This window comes from Streptomyces sp. NBC_00647 (assembly GCF_045207245.1).
In the GTDB taxonomy this organism is placed as follows: Bacteria; Actinomycetota; Actinomycetes; order Streptomycetales; family Streptomycetaceae; genus Streptomyces.
This window is the reverse complement of sequence record NZ_CP109040.1, coordinates 2,668,559-2,693,403: the sequence shown is the minus strand read 5'-3', so window position 1 is coordinate 2,693,403 and position 24,845 is coordinate 2,668,559. Positions and strand designations below refer to the sequence as shown.

Sequence of the window (24,845 nt, the reverse complement as noted above, 5' to 3'; positions counted from 1 at the left end):
GCACGCGTGCAGAACTCCGAGGCCATGGCCCTGTCCGCCGCCCTGCTCGCCACCGCCGGCGAGCTGACGCAACGCATCCATGAGGGCGTGGTCGCCCGTGGATTCGAGGGGGTGCGGCCCGCGCACGGCTTCGCCTTCACGCGGCTCGCGCCGGACGGGGCGACGGTCACCGACCTCGCCGCCCATCTCGGGGTCACCAAGCAGGCCGCCAGCCAGCTGGTCGAGGAACTCGTCCGCAAGGGGTATGTCGAGCGGCGGCCGCACCCCGACGACGCGCGCGCCAGGCTCGTCGTGCTCACCGAGCTCGGCTGGGCCTGCACCCGTGCGGCGGAGGAGGCGGCCGCCGATGCCGTGCGCGGGTGGACCGAACTGCTCGGAGAGAGTGAAATGCGCGCGTTGTATACGCGTTTGGTGCGCATTGCGCCCTACGGTCCGATCAAGCCCGCCTGGTGACGGTCGACCGACCGCGACGGTCATCCCGGTTATCACTGGAAGTTTTTACTGACGCGTAACTTCACAGTTCTGCTACTCGACCGTAACTTGACGAGTGAACAGCATCCTCGTGATCCGGATCACAGGGCGTAGACCCCCACAACTCCCTTGAGCCGCAAGGAGATCACCCGATGCTGCCCTGGAAGCGAGTACTCAGACCCCTGGCCGCGCTGCTTCTGACCACCGCGGTAGCGGTCGTCCCCGCCGCGACAGCGCAAGCCGCCTCCGCCCCCAGCAGTGGCTGGAACAACTACTCCTGCAAGCCGTCGGCCACACACCCCCGCCCCGTCGTCCTCGTCCATGGGACCTTCGGGAACTCCGTCGACAACTGGCTGGCCCTCGCGCCCTACCTGACCAGCCGTGGGTACTGCGTCTTCTCCCTCGACTACGGGCAACTGCCCGGTGTCCCCTTCTTCAACGGCCTCGGCCCCATCGACAAGTCGGCCGCACAGCTCCAGGTCTTCGTCGACAGGGTGCTCGCCGCGACCGGCGCCGCCAAGGCCGACCTGGTGGGCCACTCGCAGGGCGGCATGATGCCCCGCTACTACCTCAAGTTCCTCGGCGGAGCCGCCAAGGTGAACGCCCTCGTCGGTATCGCCCCCGACAACCACGGCACGAACCTCAACGGCCTCGCCAACCTGCTGCCGTACTTCCCGGGCGCCGAGGACCTGCTGTCGACGGCGACTCCGGGACTCGCGGACCAGGTCGCCGGCTCCGCGTTCCTGACCAAGCTCAACGAGGGCGGCGACACCGTCGCCGGCGTCCACTACACGGTCATCGCCACCAAGTACGACGAGGTGGTCACGCCGTACAACTCGCAGTACCTGAGCGGTTCCGACGTCCACAACGTCCTGTTGCAGAACCTGTGCGGGCTCGACTTCTCCGAGCACGTGGCCATCGGGCTCTTCGACCGGATCGCCTACCACGAGGTGGCGAACGCCCTCGACCCGGCACACGCCTCCGCCACCACCTGCGCGTCCGCCTTCAGCTGAGCACGCCGCCGGGGGCTGTCCGGCCTGAGCCGCCGGTCAGCCCCCGGAGTCGTCCCGCGTCCCAGGACCTGTCCGCGCCCTAGCGGCCGTGCCGTCCGTCCGACGCCGCCCGCCGCCGCACCGAGGCGAACAGTGCCGCCGCACCGAGCGCCAGGGCGGCGGCTCCGCCGATCGCGATGTACGAGGTGGAGGCGTCACCGCCGGTCTCGGCGAGGCTCTCGGAGGAACCGGCGGCCTCCGGTCGGTTCTCCGCCGAGTCCGCAGCGGTCCGGGTGTCCTCGGCGGAGTCCTCGCCCTTGCCGCCCTTGTCGTCCTCGGTCATCCCGGCGGCGTCCGCGCTCGCGGTCGGCTCCGCCGACGTACTGGCGTCGTCGTCCCCGTGGCCGTGGTGCTCCACGGTCGACTTGTCGCCGCCGTCCGCGATCTGCTCGTCGGAGGGCGCGGAGGCGCTCGGCGCCGGAGCGCCGCCGCCCGCGTCACTCCCGCCGAACGCGACGTCGGAGCACGAGTAGAAGGCCTCCGGGCTGTCCGAACGCTGCCAGACCGCATACAGGAGCTGCTTGCCCGAGCGCTCCGGGAGGGTGCCGGAGAAGGTGTAGAAGCCGCCCGAGGCGGCCGGGTCGGTGACCGTCGCGACCGGGTGCGCCAGGTCCAGGTCGTTCCAGGCGAGTGGCTGGGACGGGTTGTAACCGGCCTTCGTGATGTAGACCTTGAACGTGCCCTTGTGCGGTGCGGTCACCCGGTACTTGAAGGTGTACGAGCCGCTGCTCACGCTCGTCGCGGGCCAGTCGGAGCGTGCCAGGTCGAGCCCCTTGAACTCGTCGTTGTTCGCGCTGCACAGCTTGCCGTCCGGGATGAGCTCCTCGTGCCGCCCGTTCGCGTCGCCGATGCGGATGCCGTTCCAGTCGTAGAGCGCCTGGGTGCCGCCCGCCGCGACGGCCGCCTTGCAGGCGTCCGACCTGGGGCTCTCCGGACCCTCCGCGTAGCACTGGGACACGCGGCTCACCGGGTCGCCCATCGAGCCGTGCGCCGAGGCCGGCGCGGCGGCCAGCGCGGACAGGGCGAGCGGGGCGATGCCGAGGGCGGCGACGCCGGCGGCCTTGCGGCGTGCAGACATGGGGGAACTCCTCGAACGGTTCTGGTGAGTGGGGAGAGTCCCGCACGGCGTTCCGTGCGGGGGATCCCGTGGGGGGGGGCGATCAGAAAACTAGCCCCTGGAAACCGTGGAATCGCCTGCTGGAGGCGGGTGATGGAGATCCTTATGGCGCCGTTAAGGGAGTGCTGAGACTGCGATCAGGTAGGTAGCGTTCAACGCATGACAGAGACGTCCGAGGAGTACGGGGAGACGCCCGAGGGGTTCGGAGTGCGGCCGGCCGTCGCTGCCGACGTGCCCGTCGTGAAGGCCGTGATCGACGCCGCGTTCCAGCCCTACGTCGAGCGCATCGGGCGCGTCCCGGTGCCCATGGAAGCGGACCACGCCGCCAACGTGGCCGCGGGGCGGGTGTTCGTCACGGGGGAGCCGGTGACGGGGCTCGTGGTCGTCGAGGAGCGCCCGGACCATCTGTATCTCGACATCGTCGCCGTCCGCCCCGATGCCCATGGCCGGGGCATCGGCGGACGGCTGCTGCGCTTCGTGGACGCGCACGCGCGTGCGCTCGGGCTGGACGAGATCAGGCTCTACACGAACGCGATGATGTGGGAGAACCAGAAGATCTACCCGAGATACGGGTACGCCATGACCGAGCGGCGCGTGGAAGGGCCGTACGACCGGATCCACTACGTCAAGCGGCTGGTCTGACGGCGTCCACCACGATGCCGCCGATCCGACGGTGTCCACCGCGAGCCGTTGACCCGACGGTGTCCAGCGCGCGCCTTGATCGCACGGCTCCCGTGGGCCGTGGCGGGCGCGGCGGCTCAGCCGTCCGGCCACCAGGTGCGCGCGATGTCCTTTCGGACCTCCGGGCGCTCGGCGGGGCGCTCGTCGGGCTCGTCCCGTACGCGGCGGGAGTCCGACTTCCTCAGGGGCTTCTGCACGGTCACACGGCGCATGGCTGCCTCCTTGCGTCTACCGGATTCCGCGGTTGTACGGAGGTAGACCCTTTCGGGGAGAGTTCCTCATCGGTCGCGTTCTGTCTGTGGCGGCGGTCACCTGGCGATGGTCGGAGTGGTCACCCGTCGACTGTCAGTGGCGGGTGTCACCCTGGGGCGCATGGTGAGTAACAGTGGCATGAATCCAGGGGCGGGCGTCGACTGGGACGCGGAATCCGTCACCTTCGACGAGGAGCCCGATCACGGCCTGCGTGACCCCCTGGTCCGCGACGCCTGGACCGCCCGCCTGCGCGAATGGCTGCCCGAGCGACCCAGCGATGTGCTCGACGTGGGCTGCGGAACCGGCAGCCTGTCACTCATCGCCTCCGAGCGAGGGCACCGGGTCACCGGGGTCGACCTCTCGCCCCCCATGATCGACCTCGCCCGCGCCAAGCTGGCCGGTCGTGACGCGGCGTTCCTCATCGGTGACGCGGTGGCACCACCGGTCGGCGAGCAGCGCTTCGACGTCCTGCTCAGCCGCCATGTGCTGTGGGCGCTGCCCGATCCCGAGCGCGTGCTGCGGCACTGGCGCGGACTCCTGCGCCCGGGAGGGCGCTGGTGCTCGTCGAGGGCGTGTGGGGGACCGTGAGCCCGGTCGGCATGTCCGCCGAGCGGCTGACCACCCTGCTCCGGCCTCTGATGTCCGGGGCCGCGGACGCCGCCGGCCTGCGCGTGGAGCCGCTGTCGGCCGACGCGCGGCTCTGGGGCAGGGACGTCGACGACGAGCGGTACGCCGTGGTGGCCACCTTCTGAGCATCGCCGCCGTCCGGCCTCGTCGGCCATGCCCGGGCCCCAGGAGCCAGGACCAGGGACCTGGGCGGCCCGGGACCCCTGGGCGGCCCGGGTCCGTTCGGCAGGTCCCGCCGGCTATGCCAGGAGTGCTTCGAAGCCGCCCTCGCGGGCCAGGTGCTCGAGCTCGTCCAGGGCCTTCTCCGCGGCGGCCGCGGCCGCCGGGTCGGTGGTCGCCAGGCCGCTCTCCGCGAACTCGTCCTCGTCCAGGCGCAGTACGTCCGTGCCGTCGGCCGAGCGCCACAGGTCCAGGTCGAGATCCTCGACGACCAGCCGGCCTCCGGAGACGGTGGCCGGGCGGGTGATGTCGCAGTACCAGCCCTTGCGTACGCCCGCGGAGTCGCGGACCTCCTTCACCGCGTACCAGCGGTCCCGCCAGTAGTACTCGGTGAAGACGTCGCCCTGCTCGAACCGTACGAAGCCGAAGTCGCGGGCGGTGTCGCCCGCCCACGGTGCGCGCACGACCACCCGGGTGCCGTCGTCGGCGAGCAGCTCGGCCGGGTAACTGATCTTCGTACGGCCTGCCTTGACGAGCACGATCTCCAACGAGCCGGGCGTGTCAGCCGAGGTCACGGACATACTTCACCTCCGTCGCGCAGATGTCGTAACCGAACCACTTGTTGATCGCCAGCATCGGCCCGTTGCCGGTGTCGTTGCCCGTGAACGCGTCCGTGAAGCCGGCCGCGCGGGCCCGGTGCAGGGAGTCGTTCTTGGCGAGTTTGGCGAGACCCCGGCCCCGGAAGGCGCGGCCGGTGCCCGTCATCACGGTGCCGTAGCGGGTGCCGCCGTCGGTGCGGGCCGCGCTGAACGCCGCCGGGCGGCCGTCGACGAGCGCGACGGAGGTGAGCTCATGGCTCAGCAGAGGGTGCCGCCAGGTCTCCGTCAGCCAGGCCTCGTAGTCCGTGAACTCGCGGTCGACGTCGCTCGGTTCGTCGAGGAGCGTCTCCGCGTCCAGCGTGAACAGCGGTCGCGGGTCGTCCGCGAAGTCCGCCGCGGTGCGCAACTCCACGCCTGGTGGCGGGGTCCGGAGCGGCGGCAGGGAGCCGTTCGCCAGATCGAGGCGGAGGAAGTGCGCGGAGCGGGCCGCGCGATACCCCCGCCTCTCGGCGAAGGAGCGGTACGCGGGCGCGTCCAGCACCCAGGCGTGCAGCCGGGTCGCGCCCAGGGCGGCGAGCCGCTCCTCGGCGGAGCGCGCCAGCAGTGAACCCGCGCCGCGCCCCGTCCGCTCCGGGTGGACATAGACGTTGACGTAACCCTGGCCGGGCTCCGGGCTGTCGTACACGAGGCCCACCTGCGCGGTGCCGATCAGCTCGCCGTCCTCCTCGGCCAGCAACGGCTGGTAGTGGGAGTCGGGATGGGCCTGCTCCAGGTCATAGGCGATGGACTCGGGGGTGAAGAGCATGAACGGGAGGGCCTGGTGACGGATACGGGCGAACCCCGCGGCGTCCGCCGGGTCCCCGCGGCGCAGCTCACGAACGATCACGGTCATGGCATCGCACGCTACGCGTGGGCCGTGTGAGGATGCCTCTCATTTTCCGGCGGGTACGGCGGATTCGCTCTCCGCGGGTACGGGACAATCGCTGCGTGACCCTGAAGATCCACATCGCAGAGGGGGCCGCGCCGTACGAGCAGGTGCGCGCCCAGATTTCCGAGCAGGCACGGTCCGGCGCGCTGCCGGTCGGCTACAAGCTGCCCACGGTACGGGGGCTGGCCGAGTCGCTCGGCCTCGCGGCCAACACCGTGGCCAAGGCCTACCGGGCCCTCGAGTCGGACGGGGTGATCGAGACGCGCGGCCGCAACGGAACGTTCGTCGCCGCCGCCGGGGACGCCGCGTCACGCGAGGCCGCGTCCGCCGCGCAGGCCTACGCCGATCGGGCGCACCGCCTCGGGCTGACCGAGGCCGCCGCGCTGGACGCCGTACGGGACGCCCTGCGCGCGGCGTTCGAGGAGAACTCCTAGGGCCGTGGGTCCCCCTCCGGGCGTCCTGGGACTGTCGAGCCCCGACGTCCTGGAACTGTCGAGCCTCCGGACGTCCGGGGACCGCCACACCCTTCGGACCCTGGGACCCGGGGCCCCTCGGGACCCGGCGCCCCGGACCGGGGAGGGCCGGGAGCCCCTGGGCCGCTACAGGTACAGCCCCGCGTCCGCGCCCTCACGCTGATCCGGTACCGACGTCGGCGTCGTACCGCGGCGCAGCGCGTAGAGCTCCGCGAGGGTCGCGCCCTCGCGCGAGACGCCCTCCTCGGTGCCCAGCCAGCCCACCGCCTCCCGGCGGGTGAGCGGTCCGACCTCGATCCGGGCGAGACAGCGGCCTGGGCGGACGACGGCGGGGTGGAGTCGCTCCAGGTCCTCGTTCGTCGTGACGCCCACCAGGACGTTGCGGCCCTGGCCTAGCAGCCCGTCGGTGAGGTTGAGCAACCGGGAGAGGGCCTGGCCCGCGGTGTGCTTCGCCTCGCCGCGGATCAGTTCGTCGCAGTCCTCGAGCAGCAGGAGCCGCCAGCGCCCCTTGCCCGTGCCGTCCTCCTCGCCGATCGCGATGTCCATCAGATAGCCGACGTCGGAGAACAGTCGCTCGGGGTCCAGAACACAGTCCACCTGACACCAGTCGCGCCAGGAACGGGCCAGCGTACGCAGGGCGGAGGTCTTGCCGGTGCCGGGCGGGCCATGGAGCAGCAGCAGACGGCCCGCGATGTCGTCCGGGGTGGTCTTCATCAGGCGGTCCATGGCGTCCGCCACCGGTGCCGTGTAGTTGGCGCGGACCTCTTCCCACGTACCCGCCGAGATCTGCCGGGTCGTGCGGTGCGGGCCCCGGCGCGGCGACACGTACCAGAAGCCCATCGTCACGTTCTCCGGCTGCGGTTCCGGCTCGTCCGCCGCGCCGTCCGTGGCCTGCTTCAGCACCTTCTCGGCCAGCTCGACGGTGGTCGCGGTCACCGTGACGTCGGCGCCCCGGTTCCAGCGGGACACCAGCAGGGTCCAGCCCTCGCCCTCGGCGAGGGTCGCGCTGCGGTCGTCGTCGCGCGCGGAACGCAGCACCCGGGCGCCCGGGGGCATCAGGGTGGCCCCGGACCGTACGCGGTCGATGTTCGCCGCGTGCGAGTGCGGCTGCTCGCCCGTCGCGAAGCGACCGAGGAACAGCGCGTCGACGACGTCCGACGGCGAGTCGCTGTCGTCGACGTTGAGCCTGATCGGCAGAGCGTCGTGTGGGTTCGCAGACATGTCGCCATGATCTGTCACGCGGGCGCCCCGTGCACCCGGTTTCCGCGGTGCGTCGCGTGTGTCGCGTGTGGTGCCGCCCTTCCGGTGTATCCCTTCCGTCCTGTTACAGGGCTGTGGTGAACGAGATCTGTCCCGCGCCGGATTCCCCCGGTTACTGTGGCCCATGATGGGACGTCATGGGTGGAATTCGGGGGCGGGACGATGGCGCCTCACCGCACTGATCGGCGTGGGGCTCGCCGTGCTGGCCCTGGTCGTGACTCTGATCAACACCCTGCCGGGAGACGGCGGGAGCACCGCGGGCACGACCCGCGACGGGGACAAGGTGCACGGCACCCCGGTCACTCCGCCCGAGTCGCCGCGTCCGGAGGTGGGCTGGGGCTTCACCCACACCCAGTTCAGCGCGGACGAGGGCAGTGACGCCGCCACCGAGCGGGTCGAGGGGCTGCTCGGCGGGAACCAGGTGTCGCTGCCGCAGAACCAGCACATCATGGGCTGGGGAGCGGGCAACCCCGAGCCGTCCGAAGGGCGTTACGACTTCTCCGAGATGGACAGCCGTATCGACTTCGTCCGCAGGTCGGGCGGCACTCCGATCGTCACGCTGTGCTGTTCCCCGGACTGGATGAAGGGCGGCAAGTCCGGCGCCGACAAGACGAACTGGAGCCAGTCCTCGCTGGAGACGGCTCCGGAGCCGTCCCACTTCGCGGACTTCGCCGCGCTCGCCGCGACCGTCGCCAAGCGCTATCCCGACGTACGGCACTTCATCGTCTGGAACGAGTTCAAGGGCTTCTGGAACGACAGCGAGGGCCGCTGGGACTACGAGGGCTACACCAAGCTCTACAACCTGGTCTACAAGGCACTGAAGAAGGTCGACAAGGACATCATGGTGGGCGGTCCCTACCTGGTCATGGACAGCTTCGACCCACGTCAGACCCAGGACGCGTCCCCGACCGTGAAGGGTGCCTGGGGTGCCATGGACCAGAGGGTCCTCGACGCCTTCGACTACTGGAACGAGCACAAGACGGGCGCCGACTTCGTCGTCGTGGACGGCTCCAGTTACACCAACGACGACGACATGCTGCCCGACGAGTTCGCGGCCGCCGACAAGTTCACGGCCGTCGGGAAGTGGGTGCGCGAGCGGAGCGGTCTGCCGCTGTGGTGGGCCGAGTACTACGTCGAGCCGGCCGACGGCAAGGACGAGCGCAAGGGCTGGTCCGAGACCCGCCGCGTCGCCGTCCAGGCCGGCGGCATGATCGCGATGGTCAGGGGCGGCGCCTCCTCCGGCTTCTACTGGAATCCGGAGAAGGAGAAGGGCCCGGCCTGCGCCGGCTGTCTGTGGACCCCGACCGACACCGCGGGCGGGGGGAAGGAACTCCCCCTGTACGACCTGATCTCCCGCTTCGGCAAGGCGTTCCCGCCGGGGACGGCGTACGAGAAGGTCTCCGTCGCCGCGGACGACAGGCCCAACGTGCGCGTTCTCGCCTCGGACCGGACCGTCCTCGTGGTCAACACCCTGGACCGGTCGATCGACGCGAAGGTCGACGGGAAGCGGTTCGAGATGGGCGCGTACGAGGTGAAGTGGCTCAGCCGGCAGTCCGGTTGAGCCGCTTCAGCCACGTCCACCGCTCCGCGCTCACTTCATCGTGAGGAACCGCTGCACCAGTGAGGCCAGCAGCACCGCCAGCAGAGGCAGCGAGAACCAGAAACTGCTCTGCAGCCACTGCAACTGCCGTACGCCGGGCCGCACCGCGACCCGTACGACCTCCCGTGCCGTCAGCAGCACGATGAGGGCGACGGCCGCGAGCCCGCCGACGACCGACCACGGCGTCCACGTCACCTGCGGCCCGATCGGACCGGGCTCGGCCCGCTGGACCTCGCCCTCGGGCTGCTTGCGCAGCGTGTACATCGTGACGTCGTCGTTGACCAGGACCTTCTTCAGCTCCTGCCGGTCGTCGAGGTTCGTGATCAGCCTCGACTCCCAGGTCGCCGAATAGCCCACGTCCAGCTGGAGGTAGACCACCTGGCTACGGTTGATCATCAGATACGAGTTCGGGCCCGCGTCCTTGAGCGCCTTGACGAGCCCGGACACCAGCACCGGGTCGGCGGGCGCGAGGGTGGGCACGTACTGCACCTTCTCCATGTCCCTGGCGCCCCACGGCATCGCGGGTGTCACGTTGTCGACCGTGTCGTTGCTCAGCCACAGCAGCCGGACCGTCGGATCGTCGTGCGCGTAGACGTAGTTCATCGCCGTGACCTCGCCCGGCCTGATCCGCTCGAACGGTTCGTTGCCCCAACGGGCCACCAGGAAGCCGCCCATGAGCAGCAGGCCGGCCATCAGCGCGGCGACCGGCGCGAGGCTCACCCGGTCCTTCTCGCGCTCCTTCGCGGTGACTCCGGTGCGCGGGAAAAGGGCGAGTCCGGCGAGCAGGGCCGCGCCCGGGACGGCGAACATGAAGACGCGCAGGGCCATCTCGCCGCCGTACGACTGCATGCCGAAGCCGAGGAACGGGACGAAGGTGAGGACGAGCAGCGACCGCTCCCGGTACTTGTGGTCGCGCCGCCGCCACCAGCCCCAGCAGGCGAAGGCCATCACACCGCCGGCCAGCAGCACCCGGGTGTACAGCACCAGCTTGTGGGTCGAACTGCCGCCCTGGATACGGCCGGAGACCGACGTCGACACATTGCTGCCGACGCCGCCGACCCCTCCGAACAGGTCGTCGAAATGGCCCGACCAGTACGGCTCGGCCATGAAGCCGACCCAGACGGCGACCAGGACGGCGAACAGGATGGGCAGACCGCGCAGTTCGGAGCGCCCGACGAGGACGAGGACCGCGAGGACGCCCAGCATCACGAACGGCGTGAGCTGGTGCGCCGGGACGGTGGCCGCGAACAGCCCGATCAGGATCATCAGGAGCACGGCCCGCTGCCGGCGATCCGTCGGCTCGACCTCGGCCTCGCCGGGCCGCCGCACCGCCCACAGCATGCGCGGCGCCCGGAACCACACGAGCAGGATCGCCACGAACACGAGATACAGCAGGTAGGTGAAGCCCTGCGGGGAGAAGTAGTCCTGGCCGACCCAGGCGCAGAGGGCGAAGAACCAGATGCCCGTCCACTTCGCGCGCCAGCTCGCCCGCATCGAGCGGACGAGCAGGAACATCGGTGCCAGATAGAGGAGTTGGATCGTCAGCGGCCACCAGCGGATGACCTCGGAGAGGTCGGTGACCCCGCAGGCCTTCGCGACGAACGCGGCCACGGCGAAGAATCCGGGCCAGCTCCATCGGGCGTCCAGATCCGGTACGGCGGACCCCGTGCGGTCGATGTAGTCCAGGAACCCGAGGTGCTGCCAGGCGGTCGCGAACCGTGGTTCGGTCTCGATCACGGCCGGCAGCGCGTGCAGGGACACGACCGTCGCGAGCAGCGTGATCAGCAGCAGGCCTCGGTGCTCGCTGTCCGTCCAGAGCAGCGACGCGAACACCGTGACCAGCAGGGCCGCGCCGATCAGGGTCGGGAGCGGGAGCACCGAGATCAGGCCGAGGCCGCCCATGCGCGCCAGGGAGCCGTCGTCGAGGCTCAGCACCGGAACCCAGTACAGGAGCAGCGCCGAGATCAGGAGACAGCCGAGGACGACGCCGGGCTTCGACGGATGCAGGACGCGCTCGCGCAGGGACAGGGGTGGATCGCTCGGTGGCCGCCGGTCGTCGGTGGCCGGTCGGCTCTCGGCGGCCTGCCGGGCCTCGGCGGGCGAGTCGCCGGACGCCGTGCCCCGCGTTCCGGACAAGGCGCCCCCGGGCCCCTGCGCGTCGAAGGGGGCGTCGACCTCCGGTGTCTCCGACGGGCCCAGCGATGCCTCCGAGCCCGGCTCACGGGCCTCGACCGGCAGACCCACGGACGGCTGCCGCCGCGCCCACGTCGGGCGCCGCACCGCGGGTGTCCCGGTCGGCGGGGTGCCGGGCCCCGGGCGGACGTCGGGCCTGCGTTCCTGGTGGTCGAAGTCGATGTGGAGGCCGAGGGCGAGGGTGTCGGAGTCGAGGGCCCAGGCGGGGCCGCGCCTCGGCTCACGGGGCTCCGCCGCGGCGACCTCGCGCGTCCCCAGGTCGGCGAGGTCCCCGTCCGGCGCCGCGTCCTCGGGCAGCGCGGCCGGCGGGGCGGTACGTACGATCTTGAACAGCTTGGGCGCGGCGATCGCCACGATCACCGCGAGGCTGGAGATCTCGGCGACGCCCGCGCCGGTCAGCCCCATACGCGGCAGCAGGATCACCGTGAGGCCGAGTACGAGCAGGCACAACAGGCCCTGGAGATAAGCGAGTCCCGAGGTGCGGCTCTGGGCGCGCAGGACGGCGAAGTACGTCTCCATGACGACCCGCAGCAGCGCGCCGACGGCGAACCAGCGCAACAGCGGTGTGGCCGCGTGCGCGTAGCCGTCGCCGAACACATGCAGGATGAACGGGGCGCCGAGGAACAGCAGTCCGCACACCGGCAGCATGATCCGTGCCATGCGCCTGAGGGCGGCCCGGGTGTTGGCGGCCAGCCGCGCCGGGTCGTGCGACCCCTCGACGGTCAGCGAGGCGCCCATGTTGATGGCGAGCAGGTTGACCGTGCCGCCTATGGTCGTGGTGATGTAGAAGTACGCGTTGTCGGCGGAGCTGACCTGCGAGGCCACGATCACCGGGACGAGATAGACGACGGCGAGCGAGAACAGCGAGCCGGTGTAGTCGCCGGCGAGGAAGCGGCCGATCTCCTTGAACGACGGCGGCTTGGTGTGGTCCTTCGTCGCCTTCACATGCCGGGGGACCAGCCGCCGGAACACCAGCAGTCCGAGCGGCACCACCGACAGGGCGATCGCGGCGACCCAGGAGGCGAAGACGCCCGAGGTGGGCAGCGCGGCGGCCAGGGCGACCAGCAGCACCAGCTTCACCGCGGAGAACACGGTGTTGCCCACCGGCACCCACAGCGCGCTGCGCAGCCCCGTCAGCACGCCGTCCTGCAGTGTCAGCAGCGACCAGGCGATGACCGCGACGACGAAGCCGAGCCCGTGGAGCGGGCCGTGCAGGAAGCGGTACGAGGGTCCCCACAGATTCAGGGTGAGCAGGAAGACTCCGGCGGCCAGCGCCACGACCACCGAACTGCCCGCGTACGTACGGAAGATGAGCCGACCGGTGGCACGCCCCGCGACCGGGATGAAGCGGGCGAGCGCGCCCGTCAGCGTCACCGCGGTCACGCCGGCGAGGAGCTTCATCGCGGCGATCGCGGCGGAGCCCTGACCGACCGCCGCGTCGGTGTAGTAGCGGGCGGCGATCAGCCAGTACCCGAGCCCGAGCACCGCGGAGATACCGGTGTTGAGCATCAGGGCGTAGGCGTTGCGGAACAGCTGGCTGCCTCCGCCGCCCTCCTTGCGGCCCCGGCCGGGCAGGCGGAGGCGGCGGCCCGGCCGCTGCTCGGGTGCCTCGGGCGTGGGCGTGGAAGCCTGGGTCGTGGTCGTCGTGTCAGACACGGGAACGGATGGCCTTCCGGCGGACCTGTCGTGCTCTTCGGACCATGGCGTACCCCTTGGTGAGGGCGCGGTCCCGGGCGAAGGTGCGGGCGATCGCGCGGCCCTCGACCAGCCGCTCGAACTCCTCGATACCGGTCGTGCGGCGCACGGTGACGCGCTGCAGGGCGTACGGGCCCTGGCGGCGGCGTGCGAGACCGTTGCCCACGGCGAGCGACTGGGCGAACCCCGCCGCACGCACCGTACGGCGCACGCGTGAGCTGGAGTAGCCGTAGGGGTACGCGAACGAGACCGGGCGGGAGCCCAGTTCGTCGGCGATGATCTCCTTGCAGCGCAGCAGCTCGAACCAGAGCGCGTCGTCCGCGATCCGGTCGAGCTGCGGATGGGTGTGGCTGTGCCCGCCGATCTCCACCTGCTCCCCGGCGAGCCGGCGTACCTGGTCCCAGTCGAGCATGGCGTCGAGGCCGCCCCCGGTGTCGTACGCGCCCCTGATCCACCCCGTCGATACGAACAGGGTGGACGCGAAGCCGTATTTGGCGAGCGCGGGCAGTCCGTGCAGGTGCACGCCCTCGTAGCCGTCGTCGAAGGTGATCAGGACGGGGCGCGCGGGCAGCCGGCCGCCCGAGCGCCAACTCGACGCCAGCCGAGCGGTGTCGACGGGCGTGAAGCCGCGGTCGTCGAGCAGCGCCATCTGCTCGGCGAACGCCTCGGGGGAGACGGACAGCGCGCGGGTCGCGTCGTTGGGCGACCGCGCGATCGAGTGGTACATCAGGATCGGTACCGGTTCGGTCATGCCGCCGCCCCCTCGTCGTCCTGAACCCCCTCGACCGCCGCGACCGGGACCACGGAGAACGCGGCGCCGCTCCGGCGGGCCCGGAGACTCCCGAGTACGTACCCCCCGGCCGCGGTCAGTACCCCGGCGACGATCGCGCCCGCGCGGCCCGCGCCGCCCGGACGCGCCAGGGCGGCGTCCCGCAGCCCGCGCAGCACTCCGGCCGGCAGCACCCGCGTCGTGTAGCGGCGCTCCGACTCGAGTCCCTTGCCCGCGCCGACACTTCGGGCGACCAGGGCCTTGGACAGCCCTTCGGCGTAGGCGCGGGTACGGAAGTAGCCGAAGTGCTCGCGGGCCTCGGGGACCCGGTGGTGGATGACCGCGCGGTCGTCGATCAGCAGGATCGCGTCCGGCCGGGCACGGCTGAGACGGATGCACAACTCCGTCTCCTCGCAGCCCAGCGGGCGTTTGTCGCCGTCCCGGCCGATGCCGGTCGCGAAGCCGCCCGCCGCGTCGAACGCCGTCCGGCGGAAGGAGGCGTTGCCGCCGAGGACGTTACGGACCCGTACGCGGCCCGGCGCCAGACCCTTGTACGTGCAGCCCACCACCCAGTCGAACTCCTCGGGGAACCAGGCCGGGCGGCGGCCCGAGGCCCAGACGGGCAGGGTGCGGCCGCCGACGGCCATCACCCGCGGGTCGGCGTAGCCCTCGGCGAAGTGCCGCAGCCAGTCCCGTTCGGCGACGGCGTCGTCGTCGAGGAACGCGATGACGTCCCCGCGCGAGGCGGCGATCCCGGTGTTGCGGCCGGCGGACAGGCCACGGGGGCCCGCGTTGGCGAGCACCCGCACCCCCTCGGTCTCCTTGTACTCCTTGGTCAGGCGCTCCAGGAGAACGGTGTTGTGGTCCACGACCAGCAGCGTCTCCAGGGCGCGCAGGGACTGCGCCCGCACCGAGGAGACCGCCGCGAGGATGTCCCCCCAGCGGTCCTCGGTGTAGACGCAGATCACCACGGAGATGTCCCGCGTGCTCAAGACACCTCTCCTTGGCCGGAGTCGAGCTGGGCGGCGTGCGGCCTGCGGCGCAGCGCACGCCGGTTGGACCGCTCCTTGAGGATCACCTTGAGCACGCGCAGCCCGTCCCGCACGGCGCGCAGATTGCTCGTGCCGTGGATGCGGAGGTACTCGTGGCTCGGGATCTCCTGCACCTTGAGCCCTGCCTTGACCACCCGGATGTTCATCAGGGTCTCGACCTCGAAGCCGGTGCAGTCGAGTTCGATCTTGTCGAGGCAGTGCCGCCAGAACGCGTTGTATCCGTAGCAGAGATCGGTGTAGCGGGCGCCGAACTTGGCGTTGACGGTCGCGCAGAGCATGCGGTTGCCGAGCTTGCGGATCGGCGTCATGTCGGATGTGCCGCCGCCGTTCGCGAACCGGGAGCCCTTGGCGAAGTCCGCCCCGGACACCAGCGCGGAGACGTACGACACGATCTCGTGGCCGTCGGCCGAGCCGTCCGCGTCGACCATCACGATGATGTCGCCGGTGCACGCCTCGAACCCGGTGATCAGGGCGTCTCCCTTGCCCTTCCCGCGCTGCTCGACGACCTTGACGTCGGGCCACAGCTCGCGGGCCACTTCGACCGTGTTGTCGGTGGAGTTGCCGTCCACAAGAACCACTTCGTGTATCCATGAGGGAAGTGTCTTGAAGACGTAGGGGAGATTCTCCGCCTCGTTCATGGCGGGAATCACGACGCTCACCGGTGGCGCGATGGCCAGGTGAGAAGAGATCGGCCGGTACTTGGCGGCCATCGACGGATCATCGCCCGAGATCGCTGGGCGCAGGACTGAGCTCATGAGTCTGGTCCCTCTCGTCCGGTGGACCGCCCGCCCCTGGGCGGTCCGGTTCTTTGTCCGGTTCGAAAGGGGGGTTCTCACTGACGGCATGCCGAAATGAATCTCCGTGCATGCCGGGTGAGCTGGCAAAGCTGGCCGGCTCCGAAAAGAGAAGCCGGTCGCGCGGCACGACTCGGCACAGGTTCGGTCACCGAGTACGGCACCCCCCAACCGCGCCCCGCGCCGGGAACCATCGCGGTCCCTGAGCCCTCCCCTGGAGCCGCTGATGATGGACCGATGCGGGTGAGATGTACGACGGTATTGACGAATGCGTCTGTATGGCAAGACCTGGAACGAGGCCTCACGTTTTTGTTGGTTTGACCGTTACACGACGCCTCGAACGGATTTCTCCCATCCGTTTGAGGATCCCGCAGGTCGGCTCGTACGGCTCCGGCCGGGTGTCACCACCCACCCCTCGGGTACGCGGATGTGCTGTTCCCCCGGGGAGTCTTCGTCATTCCGGCCCCGATGCCTCAGGGGTCCGTCCGGCCGTCGCGCGTCGGCGCCATCGCCGCGCCGACACCAGCAGGAGAATCAGCGAACTGAGTGCGGCCACGGTCACGATCCCGCCGGGAACCGACCACCGGTGCACGGCGATCATGCCCTGGGCAACCAGCATGTTCAGGGTGACCGCTCCGGCGACGGACGCGAGGACGCGGCCGAACGGCTCCAGCCCGCGCAGCGCGGCGGCGATGGCGACCGACGGCGCCGCGAGCAGGAAGAACAGGGTGAACGGCCCGCGCAGGGGTGAGTCCGCGTCGGCGAGCGCCAGATACGCGCCGACACCCGCGACGACGGTCGCGGCGCCCGCGAGCAGCGGCAGCAGGTCCCTCCCCGGACCTGGCCGCGACCGCTCCGCGGTGTCGTATGGAGATGGCTTGATCCCTATGGTCCGCATGGGCGACTTTGCCCCCCGAAGCGCCGGATGTCGGTCTTCAATGTGGCGCAGTGGGCCTGTGGACGTCAAGGCGCGGAAGGTGTTCACGGGCTTCTGGGCGGCCTCCGGCGGCACCCTTCCGGAATTGTCGCCCCTCCTCGGCAACTACTCGCCGGTATATCCGAGTTGACGGTCCGTCATTCGGTGTCATCCAACTGTCATGGACATGTAGCGAAATATGCGGTGAACAGGGATGGAGCCGGTGGCCGGAGTCCGAAAAGTCTTGGCATGGACACTTCCTGTCAACACGCGTAGCTGCTACCAACGTTGTGGCAGAGATCCTGCTAAAGGGAGGTTCCATGAGACGTTCCCGAAAAATTACGGCATACGTGACCTCACTCCTCCTCGCCGTCGGCCTCGCCCTCACCGGGGCGGCGACAGCGCAGGCGCAAACCGCGGCGGCCACCGGCTATGTGGCCCTGGGTGACTCCTATTCCTCCGGTGTCGGCGCCGGGAGCTACATCAGCTCCAGCGGCGACTGCAAGCGCAGCACGAAGGCGTACCCCTATCTCTGGAGCGCCGCTCATTCACCCTCGTCGTTCGACTTCACCGCCTGCTCGGGCGCTCGTACGGGTGATGTCACGGCGAATCAACTCGGCCCGCTCAGCTCCTCCACGGGCCTCGTGTCGATCAGCATCGGCGGCAACGACGCCGGATTCTCCGACGTCATGACGACCTGCGTCCTGCAGTCCGAGAGCTCCTGCCTCTCGCGCATCGCGACGGCGAAGGCGTACGTCGACTCCACGCTCCCCGGCAAGCTCGACTCCGTCTACTCGGCGATCAGCGCGAAGGCCCCGGCCGCCCATGTGGTCGTTATCGGCTACCCCCGCTTCTACAAGCTCAACGGCAGCTGCCTGACCGGACTTTCGGAGAACGAACGGTCCGCGATCAATGGCGCGGCCGACTACCTGGACAGCGCGACCGCACAGCGTGCCGCCGCCCACGGCTTCAGCTTCGCCGATGTCAGGGGCACCTTCACCGGCCATGAGATCTGCTCCGGCGCCGCCTGGCTGCACAGCCTGAACTGGCTGAACATCGGCGAGTCGTACCACCCGACCGCGGCCGGCCAGTCCGGTGGCTATCTGCCCGCCTTCACCGGAGCCGTCTGACCTCCGGACACCCGCACCGGAACCCTTCGAGAAAACACCCGTCCCAGCGGGGGAGAACGTCCGCCCCGCTGAGGGACATCGTCGTCCCCGTCACGGGGATGCGGAGGCGGAGGCCCCGTCCGTCGGGGTCTCCGTCACACAAGTGATCGTGAACGGGACCGAGTTGGACGTCGCCTTGACCGGTCCGCGCACCTCCACGCTGATCTCGTTGGCGAACGCCCCGCTCGTGTCGTACGTCGTCGCCACCACCGTCTTCTGCTGAGTCCTGCCGCCGCCCGCGGGGAAGGCGAGCGTCTTCCAGCTCGGATCGGTCACATCACCGGACTTCGTGACCCAGCGGTACTCGACGTCCACCGGCACGCGCCCCACAGTGAAGGTCGCCGTGAACGACGGAGCCTCCGTGGCAGGCGGCGGGCAGGCGCCCTTGTAGTCGGTGTGGTGACCCGAGACCGTCACCCGCACCGACTGCGCGGGCGGAGCGGTCGTCGAACTTCCGCCCCCGGGAGCGCTGCTGGAGGGACTCGCGCCACCGGTCGCACCGGCGGTGGCACTACCGCTCTCGCTCTTCTTGCCGCCCGAGTTCCCGCCGTCGGAGTCGCCGGTACCCCCACTGTCGGTGGTCCCCTGCCCGGTGTTCCCGCCGTTCCCGCCGTCACGGTTCAGCAGTGCGTACGTCAGTCCGCCCAGGGCGAGCGCCAGCGCGACCAGGCCCGCGATCAGGGCCACCGCCGCGCGACGGTTGCGGTCGGGCTCGGCCGGGGGTGTCGCCGAGGGGACGGTCGCGGGAGGCGGGCCGAACCCCCGCGGCGGCGTCGGTGAAGGGGGTGACGGCTGGTTGAACGCCCCGATCGTCGGTGTGTCGGAGGGCGTCGGCGCAGCGACCACGGGCCGCGTGGGCGCCGTGCCACCGGCCGCGACGACACGCAGCTGCTGCTCGGCGGAGTCGGCACTCGTCCGCTCGGCCGGGTCCTTGGCCAGCAGCCCCTCGAGGACGGGGGCGAGTTCACCCGCGCGTCGGGGCACCGGCAGCGGTTCGTCGACGATGGCCCGCAAGGTGCTCAGCGGCGTGTTCTGCCGGAACGGCGAGTTTCCCTCGACCGCCGCGTACAGCAGCACGCCGAGCGACCAGAGGTCCGACTCGGGGCCGGGGGTGCGGCCCAATGCCCGCTCCGGGGCCAGGAATTCGGGTGATCCGATGACCTCGCCCGTCATGGTCAGGGCGGAGCTGCCCTCGACCGTCGCGATGCCGAAGTCGGTCAGGACGACCCGTCCGTCGTTCGCCATCAGAACGTTGCCCGGCTTCACATCCCGGTGCAGGACCCCCGCCTCGTGCGCGGCGCGCAGCGCGGCGAGCACCTCGGCGCCGATGTGGGCGGCGCGCTGCGGCGTCAACGGCCCTTCGGCGTCCAGCAGATCGGAGAGGGCGATGCCGCGGATCAGCTCCATCACGATCCAGGGCCGGCCGTCCTGCGTGGCCACGTCGTAGACCGTCACCACATTGCGGTTGGAGATACGGGCGGCCGCCCACGCCTCCCGCTCCAGGCGCGCGTACATCCGCTCGATCTCGGACGACTGAAGTCCGGCCGGGGCGCGGACCTCCTTCACGGCGACCTCGCGCTGCAGCACTTCGTCGCGGGCGCGCCACACCGTTCCCATGCCGCCTTCGCCCAACGGCGAGAGCAGCCGGTAGCGCCCCGCGATCACACGTTCACTGCCCGGATCTTCGGACACGTGCGTCCCCCATTCGCATCCGCGCGATTTCTCCCCAAAAGTAGCTCAACCGAGTACGGATGCCGCCCCCTTGAACACCAATCCGGCCCCGAGGGCTACGACGATCAACGCCGATCCCAGGGGTGCGGTCCTGCGGACCAGGAGGACGAGGCGCCCCTCGGCCCACCGGGGACGCCTGGCCAGGGCCCGGGTCATCCCGCCGCCGAGTTTGACGACGGCGAACCCGGCCGCCGTCAGCGTCAGGGCGAGCCCGACGCCGTACGCGAGAACGAGAAGGAGGCCGAACCAGGCCTGTCCGAGGGCCGCGGCGCCCACGAGCACCACGACCGCCGACGGACTGGGGACCAGCCCACCGGCGAAGCCGAGCAGGATCGTCCCACGGAGGGTGGGGGCGATCTCGTGGGTGTGCGTGAAGCCGCCGTGGGTGTGTTCGAGGGTGCGCGAGCGGGGGGTGTTGCCCGCGGGGCGAGCGTGGTCGTGTGGGTGTGGGTGCGGGTGTGGGTGCGGGTGCGGGTGGGTGTGGGTGTGGGGCTGGGGTGCGGTGGTGGTGGGCGCGCTCGTCGTCACCGACGCGGTGGAGTGAGCCAGTACCAGGGGGCGTACGGAGCGGTCGGCGTGCCGGTGCGGCACCCCCGTGTGCTCGTCGTCGTGAGCGTGTTCGTGAGCGTGGTCATGGTCGTGCGAGTGCCGGTGGGCTGGCGTGTGTTCGTGGTCGTGCGGGTGATCCGGCCCGTGGTCGTGGTCGTGGTCGTGGGCCGGGGTCCGGTCCTGGCCGTGCTCGTGTGCGTGGTCGTGCCCGTGAGCGGGCTCGTCGGAGTGGTCGTGCGTGTGGCCCGTGCCGTGCGCATGTCCGTGGTCCCGGTCGTGGTGGTCGTGCGTGTGCCCGGCCGTGCGGGGCCGGTTGCGCCATGCCCGGCGCAGGAGAGTGGCGCCCGCCAGGGTCACCAGGACACCGCTCGCCACACCCAGCCAGGCGATCACGGAGGGGGCCGCCGCCGAGCCCGCCGTCACCAGGAGGCCGAGTGCGACGACTCCGAGGGTGTGGGTGACCGTCACGGAGGCGGCCAGGGGCAGCACGTCCTTCATCCGGGCCCGGCCCCCGCGCGCCGCCGCGGTCGCGGCCATCAGGGTCTTGCCGTGGCCCGGCGCGAGCGCGTGCATCGCACCCAGGGCGACGGCGATGACCAGGGCCAGCGCGGCGAAGCCGAAGGTGAGGTCGTGGCGGGCCACCAGATTGTTCAGGGCCTCGGTCCAGCGGTCGGCGCCGCGCGGGAGCACGGAGGCGGCCGGGGCGTCGGGCCGTTCCTCGACGAGGGCGGGTCCGCCGGGGCGGACCCGCAGCGAAGCCGTGGCGGTGTCGGCCGGCGAGGAGAGCAGCGCCTTGGGATACCGGGTCAGCTCCGCCGACACCGACTTCGCCGGTACGTCCGAGGAGGTGAGCGTCGTCCGGTCGCCACGAGCGGTGATCTCGCGCCAGCCGGGGCCCCGGTCGGCGCCCGCGCTGTGGAAGCCCACGGTGACCGTGTCGTTCCTGGGCAGGGTCGCCGTCAGCCGGCACTCCACGCGCAGGGTGCTGAGCCCCGCCTGTCCCGGCCGCACGCGTGCGTGGCTCGCCCCGGTGGTGAGCGCCACCCTGTGCCCGCCGACGGTCACCTTGCTGCCGCTCGCCGCGCTCTCGCACCGCTGCCGGGCCCAGTCGGCCATCCCGAGCTTGTCGATGTCGGGCTTGGCCTGGGTGGCGGGGATCTCCGCCAGGTCCTCGACGTGGTCGACGCGCAACTGCCCGGGGGCGACGACCAGTCCGTCGTACCGGTTGACGGTGAAGTTGCCGAGTGGATGCGCGCTCGCCTGCCCCGAGGGGACCAGCACGAGCGCGCAGGCCGCGGTCAGGATCGTTCCGCAGACGGCGAGGAATCGAGGTGCCCTCACTGCGCGGCCTCCAGTGCCGTACGGGCTTCGCGGGCGCCCAGCGGTGAGAAGCCCGGGTTCAGGTCCAGGGCCGACCTCAGCGCGGTGCGCGCCTTGCCGGTGTGGCCGGTTGCCTGCTCGATGACGCCGAGGTGGTAGAGGAAGGACGCGTTGCGGTAGCCCGTCGCCGTGGCCCTGCGGGCGTACGGCAGGGCCTCCGCGTCGCGGCCCGACACGTGCAGCGCCCAGGCGAGCGCGTCCGCGGTGTGCACGGTGTGCCGGCGGGCCCACTCGTCGCGGGCCGCCTTCAGCGCGGCCGTGCGGTCACCGTGGTCGGCGGCGGCCAGCGCGGTGTCGAGGTCGGCGTCGACGCCGTTGGCGCGGGCGAGGGAGACCCAGGCGTTCACCAGCGTGTACTGGTCGCGGGCCTTCTGCGCGTCGCCCGCCTTCCCGCGGGCCTCGTACAACTCGCCCAGTTCGACGAGAGGTTGCGGAAGGGGGTAGCGCTGCACGACCTGCTCCATCCCCTTGATGGCCGCAGCGCGGTCTCCCTGCGCGGCCTGCGTGCGGGCCCGGCCCTCGAGGGCGGGGAGATAGCCGTCGTCGGCGGCGAGCGCCCGGGCGAAGTAGGTGAGGGCGGAGTCGTACTCGCCCTGGCTCCAGGCCAGTTGGCCGAGCGCGGTGGCCACGTACGAGATGTCGCCACGGCTGGTCGCCGTGGCGAGCGCCTGGCGCAGCACCCGGCGGGCGGTCTTCACGTCGCCGCGCAGCTCGTGGACGTAGGCGTACCGGGTGAAGACGGGGACGCCCGGGCGCCGGGAGTCGGCCAGGTCGGCCGCCTTCGACGCCTCGTCGTAGCGGCCGAGTTCGACGAGCGCGTCGATCCGTGAGGAGAGGGCGCGCTCGCTGTAGGGGTTCTGTTCCAGTGCGAGGTCCGCGTACTTCAGGGCGCCGGTGAAGTCGTGCCGGGCGGCGGCGAGCGCGGCGCGTCCGGCGAGTGCGGGGTCGTAGTCGGGGCGCAGCTTCAGAGAGCGGTCGAGAGCCTGCTGCGCCTGCGGGTAGCGGGAGGGGTCGCCCTTGGTGCGGGCCTGTTCCACATAGGCGAGGCCGAGTGTCGACCAGCCGCCGAAGTCCTTGGGCTGGGTGCGGAGATGGGCCTGGAGGGACGCGATGCTCGCGTCGAGATCGCCGCTCGCGAGCAACTGCGGTGACACGCCGTTGGACACGGTCGCGACGGCGGGTGTCGTTCCGCCGTCCCGCAGGGCCCCGAGCACCACCGCGCCGGCGGTCATGGCGACGGCCAAGGCGGCGGCGCAGAAGCTGAGTTGAGCCGTCCGCCAGCGAGGCTGCGACGCCGACAGCCGGCGCACGGCGACCACCCGTTCATCGGGCGCCTCCGCGACGTCCGCGGTGTCCTCGCCGGAGTCGGCTGTCGGGGTCCTGTCGTCGGACGCGGCTTCCGCCCTGTTCTCGGCGGGTGTCGCTTCCGCACTGTCCTGAACGGGTGTCGCTTCCGCCGTGTCCCCGGCTGGTGTCGTTTCCGCGGTGTTCTCGTCGCGCACCGGCGTGGTGACCTCGGCGTCCGCCGTGTCCCCGGTGGGTGTCGCTTCCGCGGTGTTCTCGGCGGGCATGGCCCCCACGGTGCTCTCGTCGGGCGTGGCCTTCTCGGCGTCCGGCGTCGCGTTGTCGTTCGTACGCGGGGACATGCCCTCTCCTCAAAGTCCTTGGCGGAACGGTCGTCGTGGGGGGTGGGGGCGGCGCGGCCCGCACGGTGGGGGGTGTGCTGCGTGCGGGCCGCGCCAGTCGGTGAGCCGGGTCAGTAGGCCCGGTTGTACATCCGTCGGCGCCACCACAGCAGACCGGTGCCGATGAGCAGGATGCCGGCGGCGCCCGCCGCGGCGGAGCCCGCGATCAGCACGGTGTCGGTCCCGCCGCCGGAGGTCGTCCCGGCGGGCTGCAGCGCGTCGCCGAGCTGGCTGCGGACATCGGTCCCGCTGGTCGTGCCCTTGGCCAGCGCGCCGCGCGAGCCCGAGGTCGGCTTGGCCACGTACGGGAAGTACTTCTCGAACTTCTTGTCGTTCTTGTCGACCGCGTCGCCCAAGTCGTTCTTGGAACCGACCAGTTCACCCTCGACCACCTGCAGCGAGGCGTCGATCACGTCGTCGGTGAGCCGGCGTCCGTTCGGGAAGCCCGCGTTGTCGCCGTCGAGCACACCGAGCCGCTTGGGGTGCATGGCCGGCTTGATCGAGGTGTTCAGGCGCAGTTCCTCCGCCGGACGCACGTGGGGGGGCTGGTTGAGGCCCTTCACGCCCTTCAGGAACACGTCGACCAGGTCGGTGCGGGGCTCGGCCGGAGCCTTGATCTTGTAGATCCCCTCGATGAGCTTCGGCAGCTCCGGGTTGGTCACGTTCTTCAGGAACTGACCGTCGTTCCAGGGCGCGGACGCGTTGAACTTGTCCTTGTCCTTCTGCGGGTTGACGACCTCGTTGACCAGCGGCATGCCGAGCCGGGAGACCTGCGTGTAGTTGCCGCGGGCGTCCCTGCGCTGCGTGGTGGACCAGATGCCGACGACCGGCTGTCCGGACGACTCGCGGATCATGTCGTTCGGGACCTGCAGGGCTATGGAGTTGACGTTGTAGCCCTTGAGGGTGTCCCGGCCGACCTCGGTCAGGTTCCCGCCGTACAGCAGGTCGAAGACGCGCAGGTCCAGGAAGAACGGGTCGTCCGCCTGGCCGGCGAAGGTCTTCGAGCCGCCCGCGAGCTTGTACACCGCCTGGTCGCGCAGCTTGCCGTAGTCCGGCATCGACGCCTTGCCGACGTTCGACGGGGCGACCGGGACGTCGTCCGCGACCTTGGTCCGCGACACCAGCTTCTGGTTGTGCAGGCGCAGCAGATCGATGTCGTACGTCTGCGTGATGTTCAGGTCGGGGTCGTCGAGGCTGGTGACCGCGCCCGTGTTGTAGAGGAACGTGTCGCCGTTCTTGCGGTGCGTCTTGAAGGTGTAGCGGTACACCAACTCGCCCTGGGCGTCACCGTCGTTGTCGATGTGGATGTCGTACTGGGCGTCGTCGGCGAACGTGTAGAAGTTCGGGCCGCCGGCGGGCTCCTCGAAGGGAATCCAGTTCGCCACGATCGTCGTCGTGTCGGGCTTGTCCGGGCTGACGAACGCGTACACGTCCGTGTTGTCGTACTGGGGAGTGCCCGAGATCAGCGGGGCCTCCCGGTGGCTGGAGGCGGAGGCCGCCCCCGGTACCAGCGTGGTCACGCCGGCGGCTGCGAGCCCCCCGGCGGCCAGCGCACCACATACGAGGGTCGTGAGCGTCCTGCGTCCCACGCCGCTCCTGGAGATAGGTGTCATGCCGTCCGTCCTCATGTCCAACTTGCCTGACGCACGCCATTCGGAGCGGTCGCCGGGGTGGATTGGTCGAATCCCAAACG

At 70.8% G+C, this 24,845-nt stretch carries 20 protein-coding genes and 1 pseudogene; 7 read left to right on the top strand and 14 right to left on the bottom strand.

The genetic code is table 11. The features are described from left to right. Nucleotides 1-6: 6 nt before the first annotated feature. The gene (locus OG788_RS11860) at nt 7-453 is read left to right on the top strand and encodes a MarR family winged helix-turn-helix transcriptional regulator (protein WP_351549346.1); all 447 of its coding nucleotides are present in this window, start codon (nt 7-9) and stop codon (nt 451-453) included. A gap of 170 nt (nt 454-623) precedes the next feature. Beyond that, on the top strand, nt 624-1,484 hold the full coding sequence (locus tag OG788_RS11855; protein ID WP_406370596.1) for an esterase/lipase family protein: 861 nt from the start codon (nt 624-626) through the stop codon (nt 1,482-1,484). A 79-nt stretch (nt 1,485-1,563) separates the two neighbouring features. Here the strand turns inward: OG788_RS11855 and OG788_RS11850 are convergent, their stop codons facing one another. Further along, nucleotides 1,564-2,601, bottom strand: coding sequence for a lytic polysaccharide monooxygenase (locus tag OG788_RS11850; protein ID WP_406370594.1), 1,038 nt, complete (start codon nt 2,599-2,601; stop codon nt 1,564-1,566). Between the two features lie 198 nt (nt 2,602-2,799). On the opposite strand from OG788_RS11850, the gene OG788_RS11845 reads away from it, so the two are divergent. After that, nucleotides 2,800-3,282, top strand: a complete 483-nt coding sequence (locus OG788_RS11845; protein WP_406370593.1) for a GNAT family N-acetyltransferase — start codon at nt 2,800-2,802, stop codon at nt 3,280-3,282. A gap of 116 nt (nt 3,283-3,398) precedes the next feature. Here OG788_RS11845 and OG788_RS11840 read toward each other — a convergent pair whose 3' ends face one another. Then, nucleotides 3,399-3,533: a hypothetical protein gene (locus tag OG788_RS11840; RefSeq protein ID WP_263974428.1), complete on the bottom strand. Its 135-nt coding sequence runs from the start codon at nt 3,531-3,533 to the stop codon at nt 3,399-3,401. A gap of 160 nt (nt 3,534-3,693) precedes the next feature. Between OG788_RS11840 and OG788_RS11835 the strand changes: the two are divergent. Next, nucleotides 3,694-4,325, top strand: a pseudogene (locus OG788_RS11835) (class I SAM-dependent methyltransferase). Nucleotides 4,326-4,439: 114 nt separating this feature from the next. On the opposite strand, the gene OG788_RS11830 reads toward OG788_RS11835, so the two are convergent. Continuing rightward, nucleotides 4,440-4,940: a DUF402 domain-containing protein gene (locus tag OG788_RS11830; RefSeq protein ID WP_406370591.1), complete on the bottom strand. Its 501-nt coding sequence runs from the start codon at nt 4,938-4,940 to the stop codon at nt 4,440-4,442. Then, the gene (locus OG788_RS11825; RefSeq protein ID WP_406370589.1) at nt 4,921-5,850 is read right to left on the bottom strand and encodes a GNAT family N-acetyltransferase; all 930 of its coding nucleotides are present in this window, start codon (nt 5,848-5,850) and stop codon (nt 4,921-4,923) included. Before OG788_RS11825 ends, OG788_RS11830 begins: the two co-directional genes overlap by 20 nt. Nucleotides 5,851-5,945: 95 nt before the next feature. On the opposite strand from OG788_RS11825, the gene OG788_RS11820 reads away from it, so the two are divergent. Next, nucleotides 5,946-6,320, top strand: coding sequence for a GntR family transcriptional regulator (locus tag OG788_RS11820; RefSeq protein ID WP_351549368.1), 375 nt, complete (start codon nt 5,946-5,948; stop codon nt 6,318-6,320). A gap of 165 nt (nt 6,321-6,485) precedes the next feature. Here OG788_RS11820 and OG788_RS11815 read toward each other — a convergent pair whose 3' ends face one another. Beyond that, complete coding sequence (locus OG788_RS11815) at nt 6,486-7,580, bottom strand: DUF5925 domain-containing protein (RefSeq protein ID WP_406370587.1); 1,095 nt, start codon at nt 7,578-7,580, stop codon at nt 6,486-6,488. Nucleotides 7,581-7,746: 166 nt separating this feature from the next. Between OG788_RS11815 and OG788_RS11810 the strand changes: the two genes are divergently transcribed. Beyond that, on the top strand, nt 7,747-9,180 hold the full coding sequence (locus OG788_RS11810) for a GH39 family glycosyl hydrolase (protein ID WP_406376727.1): 1,434 nt from the start codon (nt 7,747-7,749) through the stop codon (nt 9,178-9,180). Between the two features lie 30 nt (nt 9,181-9,210). Here OG788_RS11810 and OG788_RS11805 read toward each other — a convergent pair whose 3' ends face one another. The 5 genes from OG788_RS11805 to OG788_RS11785 all read right to left on the bottom strand — a co-directional run bounded on the left by OG788_RS11805 (nt 9,211) and on the right by OG788_RS11785 (nt 16,620). Beyond that, nucleotides 9,211-13,068: a lipopolysaccharide biosynthesis protein gene (locus OG788_RS11805; protein WP_406370585.1), complete on the bottom strand. Its 3,858-nt coding sequence runs from the start codon at nt 13,066-13,068 to the stop codon at nt 9,211-9,213. Further along, on the bottom strand, nt 13,061-13,858 hold the full coding sequence (locus OG788_RS11800) for a polysaccharide deacetylase family protein (RefSeq protein WP_406370583.1): 798 nt from the start codon (nt 13,856-13,858) through the stop codon (nt 13,061-13,063). The genes OG788_RS11805 and OG788_RS11800 overlap by 8 nt, the downstream gene beginning before the upstream one ends. Then, a complete protein-coding gene (locus tag OG788_RS11795; protein ID WP_406370582.1) occupies nt 13,855-14,868 on the bottom strand; it encodes a glycosyltransferase family 2 protein in 1,014 nt (337 codons plus the stop codon). The genes OG788_RS11800 and OG788_RS11795 overlap by 4 nt, the downstream gene beginning before the upstream one ends. After that, nucleotides 14,865-15,683: a glycosyltransferase family 2 protein gene (locus OG788_RS11790; RefSeq protein WP_406370580.1), complete on the bottom strand. Its 819-nt coding sequence runs from the start codon at nt 15,681-15,683 to the stop codon at nt 14,865-14,867. The genes OG788_RS11795 and OG788_RS11790 overlap by 4 nt, the downstream gene beginning before the upstream one ends. A 493-nt stretch (nt 15,684-16,176) precedes the next feature. After that, complete coding sequence (locus OG788_RS11785; RefSeq protein ID WP_406370578.1) at nt 16,177-16,620, bottom strand: hypothetical protein; 444 nt, start codon at nt 16,618-16,620, stop codon at nt 16,177-16,179. 338 nt (nt 16,621-16,958) lie between these two features. Here OG788_RS11785 and OG788_RS11780 point away from each other — a divergent pair, with 338 nt between their 5' ends. Further along, nucleotides 16,959-17,768 (top strand): SGNH/GDSL hydrolase family protein, encoded by an 810-nt coding sequence (locus tag OG788_RS11780; protein ID WP_351549392.1) that lies wholly within the window; start codon nt 16,959-16,961, stop codon nt 17,766-17,768. A gap of 90 nt (nt 17,769-17,858) precedes the next feature. Here OG788_RS11780 and OG788_RS11775 read toward each other — a convergent pair whose 3' ends face one another. The 4 genes from OG788_RS11775 to OG788_RS11760 all read right to left on the bottom strand — a co-directional run bounded on the left by OG788_RS11775 (nt 17,859) and on the right by OG788_RS11760 (nt 24,765). Continuing rightward, on the bottom strand, nt 17,859-19,499 hold the full coding sequence (locus OG788_RS11775) for a serine/threonine-protein kinase (RefSeq protein WP_406370575.1): 1,641 nt from the start codon (nt 19,497-19,499) through the stop codon (nt 17,859-17,861). 45 nt (nt 19,500-19,544) lie between these two features. Then, nucleotides 19,545-21,428 carry a sulfite exporter TauE/SafE family protein gene (locus OG788_RS11770; protein WP_406370574.1) on the bottom strand — a complete coding sequence of 628 codons (1,884 nt, stop codon included), beginning with the start codon at nt 21,426-21,428 and terminating at the stop codon, nt 19,545-19,547. Further along, a complete protein-coding gene (locus OG788_RS11765; RefSeq protein ID WP_406370572.1) occupies nt 21,425-23,113 on the bottom strand; it encodes a tetratricopeptide repeat protein in 1,689 nt (562 codons plus the stop codon). The genes OG788_RS11770 and OG788_RS11765 overlap by 4 nt, the downstream gene beginning before the upstream one ends. A gap of 110 nt (nt 23,114-23,223) precedes the next feature. Next, nucleotides 23,224-24,765 carry a DUF4331 domain-containing protein gene (locus OG788_RS11760; protein WP_406370570.1) on the bottom strand — a complete coding sequence of 514 codons (1,542 nt, stop codon included), beginning with the start codon at nt 24,763-24,765 and terminating at the stop codon, nt 23,224-23,226. Nucleotides 24,766-24,845 lie beyond the last annotated feature (80 nt).

Bases quoted from the DNA above. Each gene is read 5' to 3' on its own strand.
- OG788_RS11855 (WP_406370596.1), top strand. From the start codon at position 624: ATGCTGCCCTGGAAGCGAGTACTCAGACCCCTGGCCGCGCTGCTTCTG.
- OG788_RS11850 (WP_406370594.1), bottom strand. From the start codon at position 2,601: ATGTCTGCACGCCGCAAGGCCGCCGGCGTCGCCGCCCTCGGCATCGCC.
- OG788_RS11845 (WP_406370593.1), top strand. From the start codon at position 2,800: ATGACAGAGACGTCCGAGGAGTACGGGGAGACGCCCGAGGGGTTCGGA.
- OG788_RS11840 (WP_263974428.1), bottom strand. From the start codon at position 3,533: ATGCGCCGTGTGACCGTGCAGAAGCCCCTGAGGAAGTCGGACTCCCGC.
- OG788_RS11830 (WP_406370591.1), bottom strand. From the start codon at position 4,940: ATGTCCGTGACCTCGGCTGACACGCCCGGCTCGTTGGAGATCGTGCTC.
- OG788_RS11825 (WP_406370589.1), bottom strand. From the start codon at position 5,850: ATGACCGTGATCGTTCGTGAGCTGCGCCGCGGGGACCCGGCGGACGCC.
- OG788_RS11815 (WP_406370587.1), bottom strand. From the start codon at position 7,580: ATGTCTGCGAACCCACACGACGCTCTGCCGATCAGGCTCAACGTCGAC.
- OG788_RS11810 (WP_406376727.1), top strand. From the start codon at position 7,747: ATGGGACGTCATGGGTGGAATTCGGGGGCGGGACGATGGCGCCTCACC.
- OG788_RS11800 (WP_406370583.1), bottom strand. From the start codon at position 13,858: ATGACCGAACCGGTACCGATCCTGATGTACCACTCGATCGCGCGGTCG.
- OG788_RS11790 (WP_406370580.1), bottom strand. From the start codon at position 15,683: ATGAGCTCAGTCCTGCGCCCAGCGATCTCGGGCGATGATCCGTCGATG.
- OG788_RS11785 (WP_406370578.1), bottom strand. From the start codon at position 16,620: ATGCGGACCATAGGGATCAAGCCATCTCCATACGACACCGCGGAGCGG.
- OG788_RS11780 (WP_351549392.1), top strand. From the start codon at position 16,959: ATGAGACGTTCCCGAAAAATTACGGCATACGTGACCTCACTCCTCCTC.
- OG788_RS11765 (WP_406370572.1), bottom strand. From the start codon at position 23,113: ATGTCCCCGCGTACGAACGACAACGCGACGCCGGACGCCGAGAAGGCC.
- OG788_RS11760 (WP_406370570.1), bottom strand. From the start codon at position 24,765: ATGACACCTATCTCCAGGAGCGGCGTGGGACGCAGGACGCTCACGACC.